The following is a 21253-nucleotide window of genomic DNA, read 5'->3' as shown; positions in this document are numbered from 1 at the left end:
GTCAGGCCGCCTTCACGTCGAGTGCCACGGGTTTGGTGAAGGTGTTCGCCACCGGGGACCATTTGGTGGCGTGCGCGATCAGGGCGTCGATTTTATCCTGCGGCGCGTCGGCGACGAGGTTGACCTTGACGCGGACGGCATCGAAGCCGACCGGCTTGGGCGAGGTGTCACCGGTGCCCCAGACGGCGGTGATGTTGATGTCCGCCTCGAGTTCGAGTTCGAGGGACTGGATCGTGAGGTTTTGCGCCACGGCGTTGGCATGGATGCCGACGGCCAGACAGGAGCCGAGTGCGGCGAGCGACGCCTCGGAGGGGTTGGGCGCGGTGTCGTCGCCGAGCAGTCCGGGTGGTTCGTCGACGATGTAGGGCGGCAGATTGCGGATCATGTTCAGATGGCGGAAGCGACCCTCGGCGATCGTCTTGCATTTCAGCGTCTTGATGGCCGTGGGGTCAGCCTTGCCTTTTTCGATCAGGGCTTCGAGGCCGGTGCGATCGATCGGTTGAAGGCAGGAGATCATGGCGGTTGGCGCGGTGGCTGGCTGGCTCATCATGGATCCTTTTCGGGCTGGTCCGGTTTGGCTAGGACGCAAGACAGAACGGTCTGTCTGACTTGCCATGTTTACGATGCAAACGCCGTGCCATTACGGTGCCCGCAGGTGACGGCGTGGCAGGCTGTTAGTGGTGGCCGTGCGGCGGGCGGTGCGCGCACCCGATCTCGCGCTTTGATTTCATGAAGCGTTGCCGGGGGTTGACGCGCCGTTCGAACGTAGTCTGGGGTTGGATTTGGCCCGGTCAATTAACGGGGGATTTTCTGGCACGTTTTGTGTAGACTGCGAGTCGCTATCAGGCTGGAGAGCAATCCGGCATGTCAGTTCGGTTAATTTTTAATCAAATGCCTGGAGTATTGATTATTTTATGGGCAAGTCGAAGGACGCAATGGTGCTAAAGACGGCAGATGGCGGCTTGTCATCGCCGCAAGCCCGTATTCTGGATGTTGCGCGCGAATTATTCTGCCGGGATGGGGTCCATGCCACCGGGATCGATCGTATCCTGGCGGAAGCCGGCGCTTCGAAAATGACGTTGTATGCCCGCTATGGGTCGAAGGACGCCCTGCTGCGCGCGGTCCTGACCGAAGAAGGCAAAGAGTGGCGCCAGTGGTTTTTCGACCGGCTTGACGAGGCTGCGCCGGAGCCGCGCGCACGGCTGCATGCGATCGTGCCGGTGCTGGGCGACTGGTTCAACGGTGGCAAATTCTATGGCTGCGCGTTCATGAATGCGGTGTCGGAGCATCGCAAGGACGAGGCCTGGCTGCGCGAGATGGCGGCGGCGCATCATCGTGAAATCCTGGCGCGGTTTGCCCTGATCGGTGCAGAGGCCGGGTATGGCGAGCCGGCGACGCTGGCGCGCCAGCTTCTGTTATTGATCGACGGCACCATCGCAGCGCTGATGGTGAGCGGTGATGCAAGCGTGCTCGACATCGCACGACGCAACCTCGATGCGATCCTGAGCGCGGCGCCGCGGTCCGATGGGGCGCGCGCGCCCGTGTGAAGCGGGGCGAGCCTTGCCATCCGCGCGGCCCGCCGCCAAAAGACCGGCATGCGTTCGCCCTTCATCATATCCCGGCTCGACCGCTACGTGTTCGGCCAGCTTGCCCTGGGGCTGGCGGTGGCGACGGTCGGGCTGGTGGCGCTGATCTGGCTGACCCAGTCGCTTCGGTTCATTCAACTGATCATCCAACGCGGGCTGTCGCCCTTCGTGTTCGTGCATCTGACCGGATTGCTGCTGCCCAGTTTTGTCGCGGTCATCCTGCCGATCACGGTCTTCATCGTGACAATGTTCGTCTACACCCGGCTCACGGCCGATCGCGAACTGGTGGTGATGAGGGCGAGCGGCATGTCGGATGGTCTGATCGCCCGCCCCGCGATCGCAATGGCCGCACTGTCGATGATTGCGTGCTCCATATTGAATGTCTGGGTGGTGCCGGCCAGCCTGCATGATTTCAGCAAATTCGAGTTCCAGATTCGCAACAAGGTGGCGGCCTTTCTGTTGGAACCGGGCGTTTTCACGCCGATCCCGGGCCATATCACCGTCTATATCCAAAGCCGCGACAAGCATTCGGTACTGCACGGCATTCTGATCGAGGATTCCAGACAGAAGGGTCAACCGGCGACGATCCTGGCCCGGACCGGGCGGTTGGTCGCCGGGCCGAACGGTCCGGAAGTACTGCTCCGCGACGGCTCGCGCGAGCAGATCGATCCCAAGACCGGCCGCCTGAACGTGCTGAGCTTTCGGCGTAATCTGATCGATCTCGCGCAGTCGAGCACCGCGACCGATCAGGCGGCGCCCAAAACCTCGGAAGCGACCATCTGGCAGCTGTTTCACCCCAATCCCGCGCAGATCCCTCCGGCGACCCGGCGGAAATGGCATGCCGAGGCATGGCGCCGGCTGCTGACGCCGTTCGAGGTCATGTCCTACACGCTGGTTGCCCTGCTCGCCGTGCTGCGCAGCCCGTTTCGTCGCCAGTCGGGCATCATCGTCCTCGCCGGTGCGGTGCTCGGCGTCATGGCACTGGTGGCGCTGGGCATTGGCGTCGATAGTCTGGCGGCGCGGCAGAATGCCATGATCCCGCTGATATTCGTGGTCGCGGCTGGCCCCGCGCTGGTGTGTGGCGTGCTTCTGCTGCGCGGCGCGCGCTACGCGCGGGCGCAGCCGGCATGAGGCGGCCACGCGTGTTTTCGATCCCGATTACGCTGTCGCTGTATGTCGGACGGCGCTTTCTGTTGGCGGTGCTCGGCATGCAGGCGGGGTTGACCGCGATCGGCTCGCTGTTCGATTTTCTCGATCTGCTGCGCCAGGCCTCCGACAAGCCGCACGCCACGTTTGGCCGGGTGCTGGCGATGGAAATTCTGCGGGTGCCCTGGCTGGGGATGCAGATTTTGCCCTTCGCGGTGTTACTGGGCGGGATTTTCGCCTTCTGGCGGTTGACCCGCAGTTCAGAGCTGGTCGTGGCGCGGGCGAGCGGGGTTTCGGCATGGCAGTTTCTGGCCATGCCGGTGGTGTGCGCCGCCCTGGTCGGCGCCGTGACCACCACGATGGTCAGCCCGCTTTCGGCCGTGATGTACGCCCGGGCGGAGACGCTGTATGCGATGTATCTGCAGGTTGGCTCGGGCCCATTGTCGCTCACCGGCGGCCAATTGTGGTTGCGCCAGGCCGATCCGGCGAGCGGTGCGGGCGGCGTTGCGATTCTCCACGCGCGGGATGTGCATCTCAAGGGCAAGGAATTGACGACCGGACACGTCACCGTGCTGCGACTCGATCGGCATACCAGCCTGCACGATCGGATCGAGGCACAGACCGGCGTACTGCAGCCCGGTGGCTGGACGCTCTACCACGTGGCGGTACTGAAAGCCGATGCCGCGCCGGTTTTGAGGACGACGATGCGGTTTCCGACCGATCTGACGGTCGGCCGCGTGCAGGAAAGTTTCGCCAGTCCCAGTGCGTTGTCGTTCTGGGCGCTGCCGCGGTTCATCAATCTGCTGGAGCAATCGGGGTTTTCGCCGACGCGCCATGAACTCGCGTTTCAGAGCCTGCTGGCGCTGCCGTTGCTGTGCGCGACGATGGCTCTGGTCGCGGCCGGATTCTCGATGCGCCCGGCCCGGCGCGGCGGCGCGGCGCAGATGCTGGGTGCGGGGTTGGTGTTCGGTTTCATTCTGTTCATGCTATCGGACGTCGCCGAGCAGTTCGGCAAATCCGGCGCGCTGCCGGTGATCCTGGCAGCCTGGGCGCCGGCGGCGGCTGGGTTGATGCTCGCGCTTGCGCTACTGCTGCATCTGGAGGATGGCTGAGCCATGAAGGGTGCCAACCAACGCCGTAACCGGCAACGTGCTATCATCGGCATTGGTCTTGCGGTTGCAACCCTCGCTGGTGCGCCGCTGGCCCATGCGCAGATGGCCGGATTGATCGCCGGGCCGGAGCGGCCGATTTCCAAGACGGCGCCCGTCACGTTTCTAGCCGATAAGGTCTCCTACGATCGCCAGACCGGGATCGTGACCGCCACGGGTGATGTCGAGGCGTGGCAGAACGGCCATGTTCTGTATGCCGACAAGGTCGTGATCGATCGCAACAACAACACAGCGACCGCGATCGGTCATGTGGTGATGATGGAACCGTCCGGCGAAATCGCGTTCGCCAAGCGGGCCCGCCTCTCGAACGGCATGAAGAACGCGGTGATGAATAAGGTCGCGACCATACTGGCCGAAAACGGCCGCATCGTCGCCAACGGGGCACGGCGCTATGGCGGCGTGCTCAATGAATTGTCCAAGCCGGTCTACTCCACGTGCGATCTGTGTAAGCACGACCCGACCGCAGCACCCCTATGGCAGATCAAGGCACGCAGCGCGGTTGAAGATCTGCAGCACAAAGTCATTGAATACCACGACGCCGAGCTGGAGATTTACGGCTTCCCGATTTTCTACCTGCCGTATATGTCCCAGCCCGATCCTTCGGTGCGGCGCCAGAGCGGCCTGCTGATCCCCTCGTTCGGGTCATCGACGCATATCGGCGAGTTTTTCGTGATCCCCTATTTCTGGGATATCAGCAAATCGCAGGATGCGACGATCGTGCCGATCCTCGCGACCAAGGCCGGTCCGGTGCTGGACGTGAAATACCGCCAGGCCTTGAACAACGGCAAGCTGACGGTGAACATCTCGGCCGGGCATGACCGTTATGCCCAGAATACCGGACTGTCGGACGCGATTTTTTCGAACGGCGTTTTCGACCTCAACAACACCTGGCGGGCCGGGTTTTCGTATAATCACACCTCGAGCACCCAGTATCTGAACGATTTCCGGTATCTGCCGAACCAGAATTTCCTCGCATCCAACGCCTATCTTGAAGGATTCGGTGTCGGTTCCTATGCCAAGATCAGCGCCGATACCTATCAAGGCCTGGTCGCGACCGTCACCCAGAGCAATGTACCGATCGTCGCCCCCTATGCGCGCTATGATTATTTTGGTGCGCCGGATCGATGGGGCGGCCGGTTCTCGATGGCGGCCAGCGCCTACAACGTATCCCGCAATGTGGGAACCAGCAGCCGCCGCGTGGCGGTCGTGTCGAATTACGATCTGCCGGCAACCGGGCCGGATGGCATATTGTTCGATAGTCGGGTGCGGTTGATCGCGGCGGGTTACGATGCCGCGAAGCTCAACCAACAGCCGAATTATTCCAACATCGGTTCGGCTGAGACGGCGCGCGCCATTCCGATCGCGGCGGTTTCGGCGCGCTGGCCGCTGGAACGCAGCGCCGGCGATTGGGGTGAGCAGATCATCGAGCCGCGCGTGCAGCTCGAGGTCGCGCCGAACTACGGCGTGACGCAAAACCAGGTGATTCCGAACGAAGACAGTCTCGATTTCCAATTCACCGACGCCAATCTCTTCAGCCTGCAACGCTTCGGCGGGATCGACCGCTTTGCCGGCGGCTCGCGCGTCGATTACGCGTTGCAGGGGGCATGGTACCTGCCGGACGGCGCTTATGCGACCGGCTTGATCGGTCAGTCCTACGCATTTCACAAATCGCTGGTGTATCCGGTCGATAGTGGCCTGAACGATAATGTATCCGACATCGTGGGACGGGCGACGGTCGCACCGGTATCGTGGCTGAGTTTCACCTATCGGACCCGGCTTGCGCACCAGGATCTGGGCGCGCGGATGATCGATACATACGCAACCGTGGGCAACAAGGCCCTGCGGTTCAGCGGTGGTTACTTTTATAGCGCGGTCAATCCGTACTACCTGTTCACCCAGCCCGGGGCGCCGCCCGCCGCGTATTTCGTACCGCAGCGCGAAATCACGCTTGGCACCGCGACCTCGCTGATCCCGCATTGGACCTTCTCGGGCGCGACGCAGCGCAACATCGCCACGGGCAAGTTCGACAACGCCGCCCTGTCGGCCACCTGGCAGAATGAATGCACGGCGGTGAACATCAGTTTCTATCGCTCGTTTACCTCCTTCAACTACGATCACGGCACCACCACGCTGTTGATCAACATCACGCTCAAAACGCTCGGCAACATCGGATTCAGCGCCCTATGAAATTTCTGCGACGTTATGGTTTTCTGCTCGGCCTCGGGGCCGTATCTCTGGCGTCGCTCGGGCTGGCGCGCGCGCAGGACGCCCGGATTGCGGTGGTGGTGAACGGCACAGTGATCACCAATCAGGACGTGGATGCCCGGGCACGCTTGTTTGCCCTCTCGGCCGGCCTGCCGCCGACATCGCAGACGCTGGACCATCTCAAACCGCAGATTACCAGCGAATTGATCGACCAGGCGTTGCAGCTGCAAGCGATCGAGCGGAACAAGATCGTCGTCTCACAGGCCGATATCGCGAAAGCGCTCGCGCGGATCGACAAGGCAAACGGTCTGCCGCCCGGCGGACTCCAGAAAAAGCTCGAAGCATCCGGTGTGCCCTATTCCACCCTGGTCAGTCAGTTTCGCACCGAGCTTGGCTGGACCGATGTGCTGAAAAAGAAACTCGGGCCCGACCTGCGACCGACCAGGGAAGACGTGCTGGCCGAGCAACGTGCGATGAAGCACGAACTTGGCGAGACGCAATACCATATCGCCGAGATCTTCATCCCGATCGAACGGCCGTTCGACGAAGGCAACGCGAGGCTGTTCGCTCAGACCGTGATCAAGCAGCTGCGCAACGGCGCGCCGTTTCCGGTGGTCGCGGCGCAGTTCAGCCAGAGCCAGAGTGCGCTGACCGGGGGTGACCGTGGCTGGGTCGAGCCCGACCTGCTCGACCCTGCGGTGCGCGCCATCGTGCAGCGGATGCCGGCGGGCGCGATCAGTGATCCGGTGCGGGTCGCGGGCGGTTTTGAAATCGTCAACCTGCTGGGCACGCGCAAATTCGGCGAGGTGAAGGAAACGATTCTGAACATCCGCCAGGTGTTTCTGCCGTTCCCGAGTCCATTCCAGGGCGGTCAGCCCAGCGCAGCGCAATTGGCGGTCTTGACCCATGCCAACGCGCTGCGCGGCGGACTGCACAGTTGCGATGCGGTTGCCGCAGCGAACGCGGCGGTCGGCAATGTCCGCAAGGCCGATCCAGGCCCGGTCAACCTCGCGACCGTGCAGCCTGCGGCATTTCAGTCGTTGCTGGCAACCTTACCCATCGGGCAGATCAGCCAGCCGTTGGTCTCCCAGCACGGGGTCGCAATGGTCATGGTGTGCAAGCGCGCCACGAGTACCACCGGATTGCCGTCGGTTCCCGCCATTGCCAACATTCTGGTGCAGCGCCGTGTCTCGCTTGAATCGCAACAATTGATGGACGCGCTGCATCGCAACGCCGTCATCGAGCGGTATCAGGCGGGTTGAAATCATGAATCTGGACCCGCTGCGCGATGTCATAGCGCGGCATGGTCTGGCGACGCGCAAATCGCTCGGGCAGCATTTTCTGCTCGATGGCAATCTGCTCGCGCGCATTGTCCGCGTCGCCGGGCCGCTGGATGGTGTCAATGTCATCGAAGTCGGACCCGGGCCGGGCGGCCTGACGCGCGCGATCCTTGCGACCGGGGCAGCGCGGATCACCGCCATAGACATCGATCCGCGCGCGATCGCGGCGACATCGGAGCTTCTGAGCGTAGCGGGAGGGCGATTGCACGTCGTCGAAGCCGATGCGCTCACGATCGACGTTTGCGCACTGACCGACGCGCCGCGCATCGTCATCGCCAACCTGCCTTACAACGCCGGTACTGCGATGCTGGTGCGCTGGCTGCACCAGGCGGCCTCTTTTCAGGCATTGGTGTTGATGTTCCAGCATGAGGTCGCTGAACGCATCGTCGCGCCACCCGGTACGGCACACTACGGCCGTCTTGCCGTCCTCGGCGCTCTAACGGTCGATGCCAGCATCGCCATGTCGGTATCGCCCGCAGCCTTTTCCCCGCCGCCGAAAGTGGAATCAGCCGTGGTCCGGCTGATTCCGCGCTCCACCCAACTTTCATCCGCACTGTTGACCCGCGTCGGTACCGTCACGGCCGCCGCCTTCGGCCAACGACGCAAAATGCTCCGCGGTTCTCTCAAATCGCTGGGTGGCGCCGCCTTGCTCCATCGAGTCGGCATCGACCCTGAACGCCGTGCCGAAACCCTGAGCCCCGCCGAATACGTCCGACTGGCTGAGGCGCTATAGAACGGGCGCACCGATGCTGGGGAACAGCCGGGAGTTGGCGTCCCTTATCGATGCCGGATCGCCAGGCAATTAAACGGGTTCGGCGTGACGCGACCGCATCTTCCCCCGATTGTTTCAGAGCCAGGGGCGATCGGTATTATCCAAAGCTTCGACACGATCCGGCAGGGATACGACCCAATCGCGATGGATCGTTGCGATAGCCGGGGCAGTTTGTAGGCTTCGCGCTTGATATTGCGATCCGACCCGGAATGAGGGGCAGTGAACCTGGTTCACTGCGGGTGGCGCTCTGCGGCGAACCGTCAATTGGTCTGGGCGCAAATGTCTTCGGCGAGGGACAGGGGGTCTAGCAGTGTAAAAGTGGTCCAGGCGGTGACTTCTGCGTATGGCCGCAGCGCCGGCGTGATAAAGCTTTGTCGGAGGTTCCTGGCACGCGCGACGGCGTCGTAGAACAGCTTGCCGATGCCGGGTCGCTCTACGAGCAACAATCGGGCCCGGGGCGCTGTTGACAGCAGGGCCGCATGAAACGCCGAGCCTATAAATCCGGCAACCACTTCCGCGGTTGCGAACAGGTCTACCTGTGCCGCAACAGGCAAGGTCTCCGGGCGCACGATGTCCCAGCCGCGTACTGCCAACGCGGATTCGAGTGCCTCTTCGCCGTCCAGCCGGCCAAATTGCGCCGGCAGGCCACGGCGCGACAGCCAGACACGATCGTGGGAGCGGGCGTTGGCCGGCGGTCGATGCGTTGCGAGAGCGTCGACCTGTTTCTCATGCAGGAGATCGGGCGCGACCAGACCGGATCGCGGCAAGATGATCCGGGCGACGGACAGCGGCGCCGAGACAAAGCGGTGCTCGCATTGATCGAGGCCCAAAACGCGCCAGAGCTGCTCAAGCCAGCCTGGCCACGTGCGATGCGGCACGGGTAGATCGATCCAGTGCCAGAGCACGGGTAAGTCGGGCCGCTCGCGGATGAACCAAAGGCTTGCCAGGGAATCGCGGATCACATGGCCGAAATGGTCCATGAGGACACCGCCATAGATAAACGTCCGGTCATCGCGAACCGGGACATCGCTGGATTGGCGCATTGTCAACCATGGATGCGAGAAGTCAGCGATCGGTATACCCGCCCGGTCGAGAATGCCGAAACTGTAACCATAGCGACCCGCGCCATCGCGGCGAGACGGTAACAAGGTGACATCTGCATAGCGCGACGTTTCGAGCGGGTAGGCCCGTAATGCGGGGATGCCCGGGATAATGCCCGGCGCTGCGCCCTCACCCGCCGGAAAGTAACGCCGCTGTTCATCGCGTCCATGGGCCAGGAAATGGGCGTAGCCGTTTCTGAATTGTCGGGCAGCGACGGCCTGGGCGACATCGGCATGCTCCAGCAGGTAGCCACGTTCCGAAAAATTCGGCGAGGGGTCAAATGCCGTCGGCGAGTCGGTCGCCAGGTAGTGATGCAGCGCGCACGTCCAGACGCCTTGCGTGATGGCTTGCGCAACGTCCGGATATCGCATGAGATACCATGCGGGATCGAACATGTTCGAGGCGATGGGCACGCAGCCAGGCAATCGGCTATGGCGAAGGAAGGTCGTGAATGGGCCATCCTGCGCGATCCGGCAGGCAATGTCGTAGGTGGCGCGCGCCTTATAGACATCGGGGTCGAACAAATGGTGGCCGGAGAGCCCCTCGAACTGTCCGAAGCTCAGAAAATGCTCATACGGGTCTCCGTGCGTCGATGAGTCGAACGCCTTGCCGTGACGGCGGCCGAACTGGGCGGCGTAGTAACCGGGATCGAACAGCCAGGCCGGGCGCGGATCGATAGAGTCTTGTGTCGCACGACGGTCGCCCGCGCCGGCGTTACTCATGTAACATTAGGACCTGTCGAAGCCGGCGTCATCAACCTGGATGGGAGATGGGTGCTGAGGGATACCCATTCCGCCCCGGCTTATTCGTGCGCGAGGGCGTCGATGCGGGCCTGGGCGGTGATCAGCCGGTCCGAGGCGTTGCGCCAGGCGGTGGTGTCGGCTTCGTCGACCTCGCGGTACGCGGTTTCGGCGGCGGCGAGTTGCTCCATGGCGGTCTCGCGGTTGATCTCGGACGGTTTCATGATCTGGTCGGCGAGGACCGTGCAGCGGGTTTCGGTGATTTCCGCGAAGCCGCCGGAGACGAAGAAACGGTCGATGATTTCGTCGTCCTCGTAGATGTCGATCATGCCGCCGCGCAGCGAGGTGATGAGTTTCGCGTGGTCGGGCAGGATGCCGAGGTCGCCTTCGGTGCCGGGGATAACGACCATGGAGACCTGCCGCGCGAGCAGCAGGCGTTCCGGGCTGATGATTTCGAGCGCGAGCGTCATCGGATCAGACGGTGGCGTTGAGGGATTCGGCTTTCTTCACCGCGTCCTCGATGGTGCCGACCATGTAGAAGGCGGCTTCCGGCAGGTGATCGTATTCGCCGGCGCAGATGGCCTTGAAGCTGCGGACGGTGTCTTCGACGGCGACGAACAGGCCGGGCGAACCGGTGAAAACCTCAGCGACGTGGAAGGGCTGCGAGAGGAAGCGTTCGATCTTGCGGGCGCGGGCGACGGTGAGTTTATCGTCCTCGGAAAGCTCGTCCATGCCGAGAATGGCGATGATGTCCTGCAGGGATTTGTAGCTTTGCAGGATGCGCTGCACTTCGCGCGCGGTGTTGTAGTGTTCTTCGCCGACGATGCGCGGGTCGAGCGCGCGGGAGGTGGAGTCGAGCGGGTCGACTGCGGGGTAGATGCCTTTTTCGGAGATTGCGCGGTTCAGCGTGGTCGTGGCATCGAGATGGGCGAAGGAGGCGGCGGGCGCGGGGTCGGTGAGGTCGTCGGCGGGGACGTAGATCGCCTGGACCGAGGTGATCGAGCCTTTTTTGGTCGAGGTGATGCGTTCCTGCAGCGCGCCCATGTCGGTCGCGAGCGTCGGCTGATAGCCGACCGCCGACGGGATGCGGCCCAGCAGGGCGGAAACTTCGGCGCCGGCCTGGGTGAAGCGGAAGATGTTGTCGACGAAGAACAGCACGTCCTGGCCTTCCTCGTCGCGGAAATATTCGGCCATGGTGAGGCCGGAGAGGCCGACGCGCATGCGCGCACCGGGCGGCTCGTTCATCTGGCCGTAGACGAGGGCGACCTTGGAACCTGCGGTGGTGTCCTCGCCGAGCTTGATGACGCCGGCATCGATCATTTCGTGGTAGAGATCGTTGCCCTCGCGGGTGCGCTCGCCGACGCCGGCGAACACCGAGACGCCGCCGTGGCCTTTGGCGATGTTGTTGATCAGTTCCTGGATCAGCACGGTCTTGCCGACGCCGGCGCCGCCGAACAGGCCGATCTTGCCGCCCTTGAGATAGGGGGCGAGCAGATCGATGACCTTGATGCCGGTGACCAGGATTTCCGAGGAGGTCGCCTGATCTTCGAAGCTGGGGGCATCGCGGTGGATCGGCATGGTGGTTTTAGCACCAATCGGGCCGCGTTCGTCGATCGCTTCGCCGATCACGTTGAGGATGCGGCCGAGCACTTCGGGACCGACCGGAACCGAGATGGCGGCCCCGGTGTCGGACACTTCGGCGCCGCGGGCCAGGCCATCGGTGCTGTCCATCGCGATGCAGCGGACGGTGCGTTCGCCGATTTCCTGGGCGACTTCGAGCACCAGACGGCGGTCGCCGACGCGGGTTTCGAGCGCGTTGAGGATGAAGGGGAGTTCGCCTTCGAACTGAACGTCGATCACGGGGCCCATGATCTGGGTGATGCGGCCGGTGTTATTGCTTGCCATGATATTGTTTTCCTAACTCGGTCTCACAGCGCTTCGGCGCCGGAGATGATCTCGATCAGTTCGCGGGTGATGTTGGCCTGGCGTGTGCGGTTATAGTTCATGGTCAGGCGGTTGATCATGTCGCCGGCGTTGCGGGAGGCGCCGTCCATCGCGGTCATCTGGCTCGCGTAGAAGCCGGCGCTGCTTTCGAGCAGGGCGCGGTAGATCTGGATGGCGAGGTTGCGCGGCAGCAGGCGGTCGAGCAGGGAGCCGTCATCGGGTTCGATTTCGTAATCGGCCGAGCCGGATGCGTCGCTCTCCGGGCGCTGGTTATCGTTTGCGGGGCCGCCGGCGGCCGGGATGAGCGGGGTTTCGGCGACGGTCTGCACCATGACCGAGACGAATTTGTTGAACATCAAGGTACAGACGTCGAACTGACCATCGTTGAAGGCGGCGATGATGCGATCGGCGATGGCCTCGGCGTCCTTGAACTCGACGGTCTTGCGGCCGACGAAATTGACGTCGCCCATCATAAGGTCGGCCATGTCGCGGCGGAAGGAATCGCGGCCCTTGCGGCCGACCGCGAACAGCTGAACCGTCTTGCCCTCGGCCTGCAGGGCGCGGACGCGGGCCTTGGCGGCGCGGCTGAGCGCGGCGTTGAAGGGGCCGGCCAGGCCACGATCGGCGGTGACGGCGACGATCAGGTGGCGCTTGTCGGCACCGGTGCCGACCAGGAGTTTCGGCGCGTTGGGATTGCTGGCGGCCCCCTGGGCGAGGGCCGCCATCATCGCCGCCATGCGGGTGGCATAGGGTTGCGCGGCCTCGGCCTGGCTCTGGGCGCGGCGCAGCTTGGCGGCCGCGACCATTTTCATCGCCTTGGTGATCTTCTGCGTCGATTTGACGCTGGAGATCCGGTTGCGGAGGGATTTCAGGCTGGGCATCGCGGGGTTCCGCCGATCACGCGAAGCTGTTGGCGAAGGATTTGACGAACGCGATCAGCTTGGCCTCGGTTTCTTTCTTGATTTCACGGTCGTTGCGGATCGCGTCCATGATGTCGGGCGACTGGGCTTTCAGCTCGGAGAGGAGCTGGGCCTCGAAATCGCCGATCCGGTCGATCGCGATGGCGTCGAGATAGCCGCGGGTGCCGACGAAGATGGAGACGACCTGCTCTTCGACCGGCAGGGGCTTGTATTGCGGCTGTTTGAGCAATTCCGTGAGGCGCGCGCCGCGGGCGAGGAGCTTTTGGGTCGAGGCATCGAGGTCGGAGGCGAACTGGGCGAAGGCGGCCATTTCGCGGTACTGGGCGAGCTCGAGTTTGATCTTGCCGGCGACCTGTTTCATCGCCTTGATCTGCGCGGCGGAGCCGACGCGCGAGACCGAGGCGCCGACGTTGACGGCGGGGCGGATGCCTTTGAAGAACAGCTCGGTTTCGAGGAAGATCTGGCCATCGGTGATCGAGATCACGTTGGTCGGGATGTAGCCGCCGATATCGCCGGCCTGGGTTTCGATCACCGGCAGGGCGGTGAGGCTGCCGCCGCCGAATTCATCGGACATTTTGGCGGCGCGTTCGAGCAGGCGCGAGTGGAGGTAGAACACGTCGCCCGGATAGGCTTCGCGGCCGGGCGGGCGGCGCAGCAGCAGGGACATCTGGCGGTAGGCGACCGCCTGTTTGGAAAGATCGTCGTACACGATCAGGGCATGCATGGAATTGTCGCGGAAATATTCGCCCATCGCGCAGCCCGTGTAGGGGGCGAGGAACTGCATCGGGGCGGGTTCGGAGGCGGTGGCGGCGATGACGATGGAGTATTCCATCGCGCCGTTTTCCTCGAGTGTGCGGACCAGCTGGGCGACGGTGGAGCGCTTCTGGCCGATCGCCACGTAGATGCAGTAGAGTTTTTTGTTTTCGTCATCCTGCGCGTTGAGCGGCTTCTGATTCAGGATGGTGTCGATGATGACGGCGGTCTTGCCGGTCTGGCGGTCGCCGATGATCAGCTCGCGCTGGCCGCGACCGATCGGCACCAGGGCGTCGATCGATTTGATGCCGGTCTGCATCGGTTCGAACACCGACTGGCGCGGCATGATGCCGGGGGCCTTGACCTCGACCTTGCGGCGTTCGGTGAATTCGATCGGGCCCTTGCCGTCGATCGGGTTGCCGAGCGCATCGACCACGCGGCCGAGCAGGCCCTTGCCGACCGGGACATCAACGATCTGGCCGGTGCGGGTGACGGTGTCGCCCTCGCGGACCGCGCGGTCTTCGCCGAAGATGACGATGCCGACATTGTCGTTTTCGAGGTTGAGCGCCATGCCCTTGACGCCGGCACTCGGGAACTCGACCATTTCGCCGGCCATGACGTTGGCGAGGCCGAACACGCGGGCGATGCCGTCACCGACGGAGAGGACCTGGCCGGTTTCGGCCACGTCGGTTTCGGTGTCGAAACTCGCGATCTGCTTTTTCAGGATTTCGGAGATTTCGGCGGGACGGATGTCCATGTCAGGCGGCTCCCTTCATTACAAAGCGCAGCCGTTGCAGGCGCGATTTCAAGCTGGTGTCGTAGAGTTTCGAACCGATCTTCACAACCAGGCCACCGAGGAGGCTGGGATCGACCGATTCGCGGATGGTGACGCGCCCGTAGCCGGCTTCCGCAAGGCGGGCGCCAAGCTGGGCACGCTGGGTATCGGTGAGCGGGTGGGCGGAGGCGACCTCGGCGGTCATGATGCCGCGCTTGGCCGCGACGTAAGCAGCGAACCCGCTGATCAGTTCCGGCAGGTCGCGCAGGCGGCGGTTGGCGACGGCGGTGCCGATGAAATGGCGCACGAGGTCGGAAAATCCCTGGCCGGCCAGCACGGCTTCCATCGCGCGCGCGGCTTCGGCGGCATCGATCGAGCGGCTGGCGATCAGCTGGCGCAGCGGGGCGGAGTCGCCGATCAGGCTGCCGAGGGCAGCCATTTCGCTGACGGTCTGGTCGAGCTGCTTGCGCTCGTCCGCGAGGTCGTAGAGCGCCCTTGCGTAGCGGGCGGACAGACCGGAGGCGCGGTCAGCGATCGGGGATGCGGCAATGGTGGACGACACAAGTTGGACCCTGCTCTCGGTTCATTCTGACGTTTCAACCCCGGAAGGACGTCTTGCGATGACCGTGCAATCACCGTGGGCGCGTCTGTCCGTTCGCTCCTTCGAGCGATGCGCGCCACTAGCATAGGCATCCGGTCCGCGCAACGCATTCGGTCCTGAGAATAAGAGGGGTGATCACAGGAACGAGATGGGATCGATGTCGATATCGATGCGGGCGGCGCGGGGCAGGGTCGCACGGGCGAGCCAGGCGCGGATGATCGGTTGCAGGGCGACGGCGCGGGGGGCGCGCAGCAACAGGCGGCGGCGGTGGCGGCCGCGCAGCATGGCGAAGGGCGCGGGCGCGGGGCCGAGGACGATGACTTCCTCGGTGGGCGCGGTGCGGGCGAGGGCGTTGGCGGCGGCATCGGCGATTTCGGCCTGATCGGCGCTGACGATCAGGCCGGCGAGACGCCCGAACGGCGGCCAGTGACCGGGTTCGCGCAAGGCGGCCTCCGCGGCGCGGAAGCCTGAGAGATCACCCGCGCAGAGGGCCCGCATCACCGGGTGATCCGGCGCGAAAGTTTGCAGGATGACGCGGCCGGGCAGGGCAGCGCGCCCGGCGCGGCCGGCGACCTGGTGGAGCAGCTGGGCGCTGCGTTCACCGGCGCGCAGATCGCCGCCACCGAGGCCGAGATCGGCATCGACCACGCCGACCAGGGTGAGGTCGGGGAAGTGCCAGGCCTTGGCGATCATCTGGGTGCCGATGATGAGATCGACGTCATGCGCGATGATGGCGCGGGTGGCGGCGGCGGCTTGTTCGGGCGTGGTGATGACGTCGCTCGCCATGACGATGTGGCGGACGCCGGGGAAGAGTTCGGCGACTTCCTCGGCGATGCGTTCGACGCCCGGGCCGATCGGCACAAAACTGTGTTCGGCGCTGCAGAACGGGCAGAGGGTGGGCTGGCGCTCGGTATGGCCGCAATGGTGGCAGAGCAGGCTGATGCGGGCGCGGTGTTCGACCAGCCAGGCGGTGCAGTTGGGGCAGGTGACGCGGTGGCCGCAGGCGCGACAGAGCGTGAGCGGGGCGTAGCCGCGGCGGTTGAGGAACAGCATCGCCTGGCCGCCGGCGGCGATCGTGGCGGTGAGGGCTTCGATCAGCACCGGGGAGAGGAATTTGCCGCGCGGCGGTGGGGCGAGGCGGAGGTCGAGGGTTTCGATGGCCGGCATCGCGGCACCGCCGTGGCGGGCGGTGAGGGTGAGGTGGCGGTAGCGCCCGGCCTCGGCATTGATCGCGGATTCCAGGCTCGGCGTGGCGGAGGCGAGGATGCAGCCGGCGGCCGAGAGGCGGGCGCGGACCACCGCCATGTCGCGCGCGTGGTAGATGACGCCGTCTTCCTGTTTGTAGGCGGCTTCGTGTTCCTCATCGACGATGATCGCGCCGAGATCGGTGAAGGGCAGGAACAGGGCGGAGCGCGCGCCGAGCACGAGCTGGGCGGTGCCGTTGGCAATGGCGTGCCAGTTGGCGCGGCGTGTCGCGGGCGAGAGGCCGGAATGCCAGAGCGTGGGAGCAGCGCCGAAGCGGGCGGCGAGGCGGGCGGTGAACTGGGTGGAGAGCGCGATTTCGGGCAGCAGGATCAAGGCCTGCCGGCCCTGGCGCAGGGCTTGCGCGACGGCTTCGCAATAAATTTCGGTTTTGCCCGAGCCGGTGACGCCTTCGAGCAAGGTGACGCTGAACGCCTTGGCGGCGATGCTGGCGCGGATGGCGTCCGCGGCGGTGGTCTGTTCGGGCGATAGGATGGGGGGTGCGGCATCGGGATCAAGCCGCGCGGCGCCGGGATCGCGCCGGATTTGCGTGAGCAGCCCTGCATCGGCCATGGCGCGGACGGTGCCGGGCGAGACGCCGGCGGCGGCGGCGAGGGCGGCGGTGTCCGGCCGGTCGAGCGTGGCGAGGGCATCGAGCACGGCCTGGCGGCGGGGGCTGGTTGCGGTGGCGCTGGTCGCGGCCCAGCCGAAGCGGTCGGGCGGGCGGTCGAGCAGGTTGGATTTCAGGGCGAGGGCCAGCACCTCGCCGCGCGGGGCCATGGTGTAATTGGCGACCCAATCGATGAAGCGGCGCAGGGTTGCCGGCAGGGTTGGTGCGTCGATGATGGCCGCGATGGGTTTCAGGCGCTGGTCCGGCATGGCGGCGTCGGGCGGATCGTCCCACACCACGCCGGGCACCATGCGCTTGCCGAGCGGCACGGTGACGATGGTGCCTTTTGGCAAGGTGTCGGGCGTCGTGACGAGCGCATCGGGCAATGTGTAGGCGAACGCGCGGTCGAACGGGTAGGGCAGCAATACCGCAACCCGTGTCGCGGCCATCGCGCGGTCTCAGACGTTGAAGCGGAACAGCAGGACGTCGCCGTCCTGGACGGTGTAGTTGCGGCCTTCGATGCGCAGCTTGCCGACCTCGCGCGCGCCGGCTTCGCCGTTATGGGCGATATAGTCTTCGTACGCGATGGTTTCGCAGGCGATGAAGCCGCGTTCGAAATCGCCATGGATCACGCCGGCGGCGGCGGGGGCAAGCATACCGCGCGTGATGGTCCAAGCACGGGTTTCCTTGGGGCCGACCGTGAAATAGGTAATCAGTCCTAAAAGCTCGTAGCCGGCGCGGATCACGCGGTCGAGCCCGGAGTCCGACAGGCCGAGGCCTTCGAGGAATTCGGCGCGTTCGGCGAGCGGGAGCTGGGCGACCTCCGCCTCGATCGCTGCGGAGACGACGACGGATCGTGCCCCCTGGGCGGCGGCCATGGCGGCGACGCGCGCGGATTGGGCGTTGCCGGTGGCCGCCGAGGCTTCCTCGACATTGCAGACGAACAGGACCGGCTTGGCTGTGAGCAGGTTGAGGCGGCGGACCGCCTCCTCCTCGCCCTTGGGGATGGCGGTGCGGGCGGGTTTGCCGGCTTCGAGGGCCGCGAGGATGGGTTCGACCAGGGCGAGTTCCGCGGCGGCGGTACGGTCGTTGCCGCGGGCTTTTTTCTGCAGGTTGGGGACGCGCTTGAGCAGACTGTCGAGATCGGCGAGCATCAGCTCGGTCTCGACGGTCTCCGCGTCGCGCAGCGGGTCGATGCTGCCTTCGACATGGGTGACATCGTCATCGACGAAGCAGCGCAGGACGTGGATGATGGCATCGACCTCGCGGATGTTGGCGAGGAACTGGTTGCCGAGACCCTCCCCTTTCGCAGCACCCCGCACCAGGCCGGCGATGTCGACGAATTCGAGGCTGGTCGGGACGATTTTCACCGATTTGCCGATTTTCGCCAGGGCGTCGAGCCTGGGATCGGGCACGGCGACGCGGCCGACGTTGGGCTCGATGGTGCAGAATGGATAGTTCGCCGCCTGCGCCGCGACGGTGGCGGTGAGCGCGTTGAACAGAGTGGATTTGCCGACGTTGGGGAGGCCGACGATGCCGCAGTTGAAGCCCATGGTTTTGCCTAGTGGTTGGGTGAGGAAGAAGACGTCTTTTTTGGAAAAAAGAAGCAAAAAACTTTTATTTGCTGGTTCGGGGGCGCACGGCCGTCAGGGGCAATGCACTGGAGTCAGAAAGTTTTTTGGTTCTTTTTTACAAAAAAGAACCCTTACCCTACCCCCTTCGTCTCCAGCGCCACCCTGGTCATGAACTCCTCTGGCTTGCCCTGCGCCAGCAGCGGCGCTGCGTCCGACACCGATTCCAGCGTCGGGATCAACCAATCTTCGTCGCCCTTGGCGAAATTGCCCAGCACCCAGCCGTGGACGCGGGCTTTGTCACCCGGGTGGCCGATGCCGAGGCGGACGCGCCAATACTCCGGCGCGGCGAGATGCTGGTCCATGCTGCGCAGCCCATTGTGGCCGGCGGCACCGCCGCCTTGCTTGACCCGGATTTTGCCGGGCGCGAGGTCGAGCTCGTCGTGGAAAACGGTGATGGCGGCGGGTTCGAGCTTATAGAAGGCGGCGGCCGGCTGCACCGAGAGGCCGGAATCGTTCATGTAGGTCAGTGGTTTGAGGGCGACGATTTTTTCGCCGCCGATCGTGCCCTCGGCCACCAGACCGGAAAACCGCCGCCGCCAGGGGGTGAACCCGTGGCGGTCGGCGATGATGTCGATCGCCATGAAGCCGATGTTGTGCCGGTGCCGCGCCATTCCCGGTTCGGGATTGCCGAGGCCGACCCACAGCTTCACGGCGGGTTACTTCTTGGCGGCTGGCTTGGCCGGCGCCTTGGCCGCCGGTGCGGCTGCCTTGGCGGGACCACCCTTGCCACCCTTGGCCGGTGCTGCCGCCGCTGCCGCACCCGGTTCCGGCGCCGCTTCGGCGATGACAGTGGGGGCGGCGACCGTCGCGATGACGAAATCGCGGTCGATGATGGTGGGGCGGGTCTTTTCGGTGCCCTTCAGATCGTGCCAGCGGATGTTGTCGTTGATGTCGAGCGGGCCGAGATCGGCTTCGAAATGGTCGGGGATCGTATCCGGATCGCACCACACTTCGACCGCGTGCCGCACCACGTTCAGCACACCGCCGCGCTTCATGCCGACCGAGAGCAATTCGTTCATGAAATTGACCGCAACCGCGACGCGGACCGGCTCACCAACCGCGAGGCGCTGGAAATCGATGTGTTCGGGCTGGTCGGTCACCGGGTGGAACTGCACGTCGCGCATCAGGGCGCGCGTCTTGCCGGTGGCGGTTTCGATTTCGTACAGGCGCGAACGCCAGCCGCCGCGCTTGAGTTCGCGCATCACCACGCGCGGGTCGATCGCGATCAGGGTAGGGTCCTGTTTCGCGCCATAGATCACGCCGGGCACCATGCCGGCTCGCCGTGTCGCCCGCGCCACCCCCTTGCCGGCCCGCGCGCGATCCTCGGCCGCAATAGTCTCGAAATTGGCCATGTGTCGCTCCTTCAACCAATGAAAAAAGGTCGGCCTCCAGGGGTGCCGACTGGGGCGGGCAGTAGCGGATCGGGGGGGGTTAGGCAAGCGGCGGCCGGGGTGGCGGGTGGGCGTTACTGATCCGCGTGGGGGTGCGGGGTGGAAAACGGCCGGTGACGGGTCGCGTGGAAACTGTTAGATTTTCGGTAACGTGGGGGGTGTGCATGATTTCATACGGTCCGTTTGGTGATCCGGTCCGGGCGAAAATCGGGCTGAACCGTTTGATCGGTCACAAGCTTGGCGTCACGCGTGCGGCGAACATGGGGATCATGTGGCGAGACGGGGATCAGTGCCAGTTCCTCCAGCCATGTCTGCCGTATCCGAACGGGTATTCGGAACTGATGGTCGTGACGGCGGATCATGTGAAGAAGCCGGGGCCGAAGCTCGATGATGTATCGGCTGGAAAAATGGCTTGGGAGGTGGCGAATGACGTGGGGGATGCGGCGTTCGTTTATCTTTCGGTAGCTGCCGCGTCCGCAGCGATCGTCGCGGCCTTTGCCGCTGCTGCGGATGCCACTTTGACGGCTGGTGTTATTTTCATGGCGGCGTTCACGGCGGTCGAACTTTTGGATGGGGTGGCTCTTCTGCTGGCCGATGGAAGGATGACGATTTCGGAGGCGATTGATAAAGCCACCGGAACGGATTACGCGCGGTCCCTGAAAGCGAGCAAAACCTACAATTTCATCGAGACGTGGGGACCGATCATCGCATTGCCGGCGGTTGCGCACGATATATTTTTGGCATTCAGTATTCCGCGTGATGTACGTCTTTTGACTGAATTACGGGCCCAGATGCTGACGCGCGCGAAAGCGGTGCTGCGGGAAATGAGGGCGACGGAGGCGTTCATCGGCGCCGAGGGCGATCTGGCGGCGCGCGATTCATATGAGTTCCTCAAGGAGAGCGTTCATGAGTTGCGGGAAAATCTGGTGGATATCAAGCGCGATCTAACGCTACTGACGCGTGTTGCATTGCCGGCTGATGCGATCGGTCTGATCAACGATGAAGTTAATTGGCACGATATTCGCGATGGTGCGATGGCGGATTTGACCAGCATGGATGTTTCGATACGGAGCGGTTTCACCGGCATCGATGCTGCGGCGGGACGATGGGCGCATAGTGCCGGGGCATGGTTAGGGGCCGGCACGGCCCGCGCCGCTTCTCATATGCCGCGGCAGGTTGGGTCGAGTTACCAAGCTGCCCGGTTCGGTGGCATTCATAATAGTCCCGGCGAGGCCAGATTGAAGATTAAGAGCATGTTTCCGATTACGTTGCATCTGATTGGCGGAACCCATGCCAAGCGGGTGAAAGGCAAGAGATGATAAAT

At 64.2% G+C, this 21253-nt stretch carries 18 protein-coding genes; 7 read left to right on the top strand and 11 right to left on the bottom strand.

Going from position 1 to position 21253, the window contains the following annotated elements:
* Position 1: 1 nt before the first annotated feature.
* Positions 2-547 (bottom strand): OsmC family protein, encoded by a 546-nt coding sequence (locus tag AruPA_RS02125; protein ID WP_265634652.1) that lies wholly within the window; start codon positions 545-547, stop codon positions 2-4.
* A gap of 391 nt (positions 548-938) precedes the next feature.
* On the opposite strand from AruPA_RS02125, the gene AruPA_RS02120 reads away from it, so the two are divergent.
* From AruPA_RS02120 to rsmA, 6 genes are read left to right on the top strand one after another with little or no spacing between them, the layout of a single operon-like run.
* Positions 939-1547: a TetR/AcrR family transcriptional regulator gene (locus AruPA_RS02120; RefSeq protein WP_265634650.1), complete on the top strand. Its 609-nt coding sequence runs from the start codon at positions 939-941 to the stop codon at positions 1545-1547.
* A gap of 48 nt (positions 1548-1595) precedes the next feature.
* The gene (lptF, locus tag AruPA_RS02115; protein ID WP_265634648.1) at positions 1596-2717 is read left to right on the top strand and encodes an LPS export ABC transporter permease LptF; all 1122 of its coding nucleotides are present in this window, start codon (positions 1596-1598) and stop codon (positions 2715-2717) included.
* Positions 2714-3844, top strand: coding sequence for an LPS export ABC transporter permease LptG (gene lptG / locus AruPA_RS02110; RefSeq protein WP_265634646.1), 1131 nt, complete (start codon positions 2714-2716; stop codon positions 3842-3844). Before lptF ends, lptG begins: the two co-directional genes overlap by 4 nt.
* Positions 3845-3847: 3 nt before the next feature.
* On the top strand, positions 3848-6088 hold the full coding sequence (locus AruPA_RS02105) for an LPS-assembly protein LptD (protein ID WP_265634644.1): 2241 nt from the start codon (positions 3848-3850) through the stop codon (positions 6086-6088).
* A complete protein-coding gene (locus tag AruPA_RS02100) occupies positions 6085-7368 on the top strand; it encodes a peptidylprolyl isomerase (protein ID WP_265634642.1) in 1284 nt (427 codons plus the stop codon). Before AruPA_RS02105 ends, AruPA_RS02100 begins: the two co-directional genes overlap by 4 nt.
* 4 nt (positions 7369-7372) lie before the next feature.
* Positions 7373-8179 (top strand): 16S rRNA (adenine(1518)-N(6)/adenine(1519)-N(6))-dimethyltransferase RsmA, encoded by an 807-nt coding sequence (gene rsmA / locus AruPA_RS02095; protein ID WP_265634640.1) that lies wholly within the window; start codon positions 7373-7375, stop codon positions 8177-8179.
* A 299-nt stretch (positions 8180-8478) separates the two neighbouring features.
* Here the strand turns inward: rsmA and AruPA_RS02090 are convergent, their stop codons facing one another.
* From AruPA_RS02090 to AruPA_RS02045, 10 genes are all read right to left on the bottom strand, one after another.
* Positions 8479-10041, bottom strand: coding sequence for a glycosyltransferase 61 family protein (locus AruPA_RS02090; RefSeq protein WP_265634638.1), 1563 nt, complete (start codon positions 10039-10041; stop codon positions 8479-8481).
* Between the two features lie 80 nt (positions 10042-10121).
* Positions 10122-10529 carry an ATP synthase F1 subunit epsilon gene (gene atpC / locus AruPA_RS02085; RefSeq protein ID WP_265634636.1) on the bottom strand — a complete coding sequence of 136 codons (408 nt, stop codon included), beginning with the start codon at positions 10527-10529 and terminating at the stop codon, positions 10122-10124.
* A gap of 4 nt (positions 10530-10533) precedes the next feature.
* The gene (atpD, locus tag AruPA_RS02080) at positions 10534-11964 is read right to left on the bottom strand and encodes a F0F1 ATP synthase subunit beta (protein WP_265634635.1); all 1431 of its coding nucleotides are present in this window, start codon (positions 11962-11964) and stop codon (positions 10534-10536) included.
* A gap of 23 nt (positions 11965-11987) precedes the next feature.
* Positions 11988-12884 (bottom strand): F0F1 ATP synthase subunit gamma, encoded by an 897-nt coding sequence (locus AruPA_RS02075; RefSeq protein ID WP_265634633.1) that lies wholly within the window; start codon positions 12882-12884, stop codon positions 11988-11990.
* 16 nt (positions 12885-12900) lie between these two features.
* Positions 12901-14433 carry a F0F1 ATP synthase subunit alpha gene (atpA, locus tag AruPA_RS02070; protein WP_265634631.1) on the bottom strand — a complete coding sequence of 511 codons (1533 nt, stop codon included), beginning with the start codon at positions 14431-14433 and terminating at the stop codon, positions 12901-12903.
* 1 nt (position 14434) lies between these two features.
* Positions 14435-15013 carry a F0F1 ATP synthase subunit delta gene (locus tag AruPA_RS02065; RefSeq protein ID WP_265634629.1) on the bottom strand — a complete coding sequence of 193 codons (579 nt, stop codon included), beginning with the start codon at positions 15011-15013 and terminating at the stop codon, positions 14435-14437.
* 174 nt (positions 15014-15187) lie between these two features.
* Complete coding sequence (locus AruPA_RS02060; protein WP_265634627.1) at positions 15188-17353, bottom strand: primosomal protein N'; 2166 nt, start codon at positions 17351-17353, stop codon at positions 15188-15190.
* 9 nt (positions 17354-17362) lie between these two features.
* The gene (gene ychF, locus AruPA_RS02055) at positions 17363-18457 is read right to left on the bottom strand and encodes a redox-regulated ATPase YchF (RefSeq protein ID WP_265634626.1); all 1095 of its coding nucleotides are present in this window, start codon (positions 18455-18457) and stop codon (positions 17363-17365) included.
* A gap of 152 nt (positions 18458-18609) precedes the next feature.
* Positions 18610-19188 (bottom strand): aminoacyl-tRNA hydrolase, encoded by a 579-nt coding sequence (gene pth, locus AruPA_RS02050; RefSeq protein WP_265634624.1) that lies wholly within the window; start codon positions 19186-19188, stop codon positions 18610-18612.
* 6 nt (positions 19189-19194) lie between these two features.
* Positions 19195-19890, bottom strand: coding sequence for a 50S ribosomal protein L25/general stress protein Ctc (locus AruPA_RS02045; RefSeq protein ID WP_265634622.1), 696 nt, complete (start codon positions 19888-19890; stop codon positions 19195-19197).
* Positions 19891-20093: 203 nt separating this feature from the next.
* On the opposite strand from AruPA_RS02045, the gene AruPA_RS02040 reads away from it, so the two are divergent.
* Positions 20094-21248: a hypothetical protein gene (locus AruPA_RS02040; protein ID WP_265634620.1), complete on the top strand. Its 1155-nt coding sequence runs from the start codon at positions 20094-20096 to the stop codon at positions 21246-21248.
* The last annotated feature ends 5 nt before the right edge of the window (positions 21249-21253 follow it).

Source organism: Acidiphilium sp. PA (assembly GCF_026191915.1).
In the GTDB taxonomy this organism is placed as follows: Bacteria; Pseudomonadota; Alphaproteobacteria; order Acetobacterales; family Acetobacteraceae; genus Acidiphilium.
The sequence above is the reverse complement of the archived record's forward strand: the minus strand, read 5'-3'. Positions and strand labels throughout refer to the sequence as shown.

Coding starts and splice junctions, on each gene's coding strand:
- AruPA_RS02125 (WP_265634652.1), bottom strand. CDS start 547: ATGAGCCAGCCAGCCACCGCGCCAACCGCCATGATCTCCTGCCTTCAA.
- lptF (WP_265634648.1), top strand. CDS start 1,596: ATGCGTTCGCCCTTCATCATATCCCGGCTCGACCGCTACGTGTTCGGC.
- lptG (WP_265634646.1), top strand. CDS start 2,714: ATGAGGCGGCCACGCGTGTTTTCGATCCCGATTACGCTGTCGCTGTAT.
- AruPA_RS02105 (WP_265634644.1), top strand. CDS start 3,848: ATGAAGGGTGCCAACCAACGCCGTAACCGGCAACGTGCTATCATCGGC.
- AruPA_RS02100 (WP_265634642.1), top strand. CDS start 6,085: ATGAAATTTCTGCGACGTTATGGTTTTCTGCTCGGCCTCGGGGCCGTA.
- rsmA (WP_265634640.1), top strand. CDS start 7,373: ATGAATCTGGACCCGCTGCGCGATGTCATAGCGCGGCATGGTCTGGCG.
- AruPA_RS02090 (WP_265634638.1), bottom strand. CDS start 10,041: ATGAGTAACGCCGGCGCGGGCGACCGTCGTGCGACACAAGACTCTATC.
- atpC (WP_265634636.1), bottom strand. CDS start 10,529: ATGACGCTCGCGCTCGAAATCATCAGCCCGGAACGCCTGCTGCTCGCG.
- atpD (WP_265634635.1), bottom strand. CDS start 11,964: ATGGCAAGCAATAACACCGGCCGCATCACCCAGATCATGGGCCCCGTG.
- AruPA_RS02075 (WP_265634633.1), bottom strand. CDS start 12,884: ATGCCCAGCCTGAAATCCCTCCGCAACCGGATCTCCAGCGTCAAATCG.
- atpA (WP_265634631.1), bottom strand. CDS start 14,433: ATGGACATCCGTCCCGCCGAAATCTCCGAAATCCTGAAAAAGCAGATC.
- AruPA_RS02060 (WP_265634627.1), bottom strand. CDS start 17,353: ATGGCCGCGACACGGGTTGCGGTATTGCTGCCCTACCCGTTCGACCGC.
- ychF (WP_265634626.1), bottom strand. CDS start 18,457: ATGGGCTTCAACTGCGGCATCGTCGGCCTCCCCAACGTCGGCAAATCC.
- AruPA_RS02045 (WP_265634622.1), bottom strand. CDS start 19,890: ATGGCCAATTTCGAGACTATTGCGGCCGAGGATCGCGCGCGGGCCGGC.
- AruPA_RS02040 (WP_265634620.1), top strand. CDS start 20,094: ATGATTTCATACGGTCCGTTTGGTGATCCGGTCCGGGCGAAAATCGGG.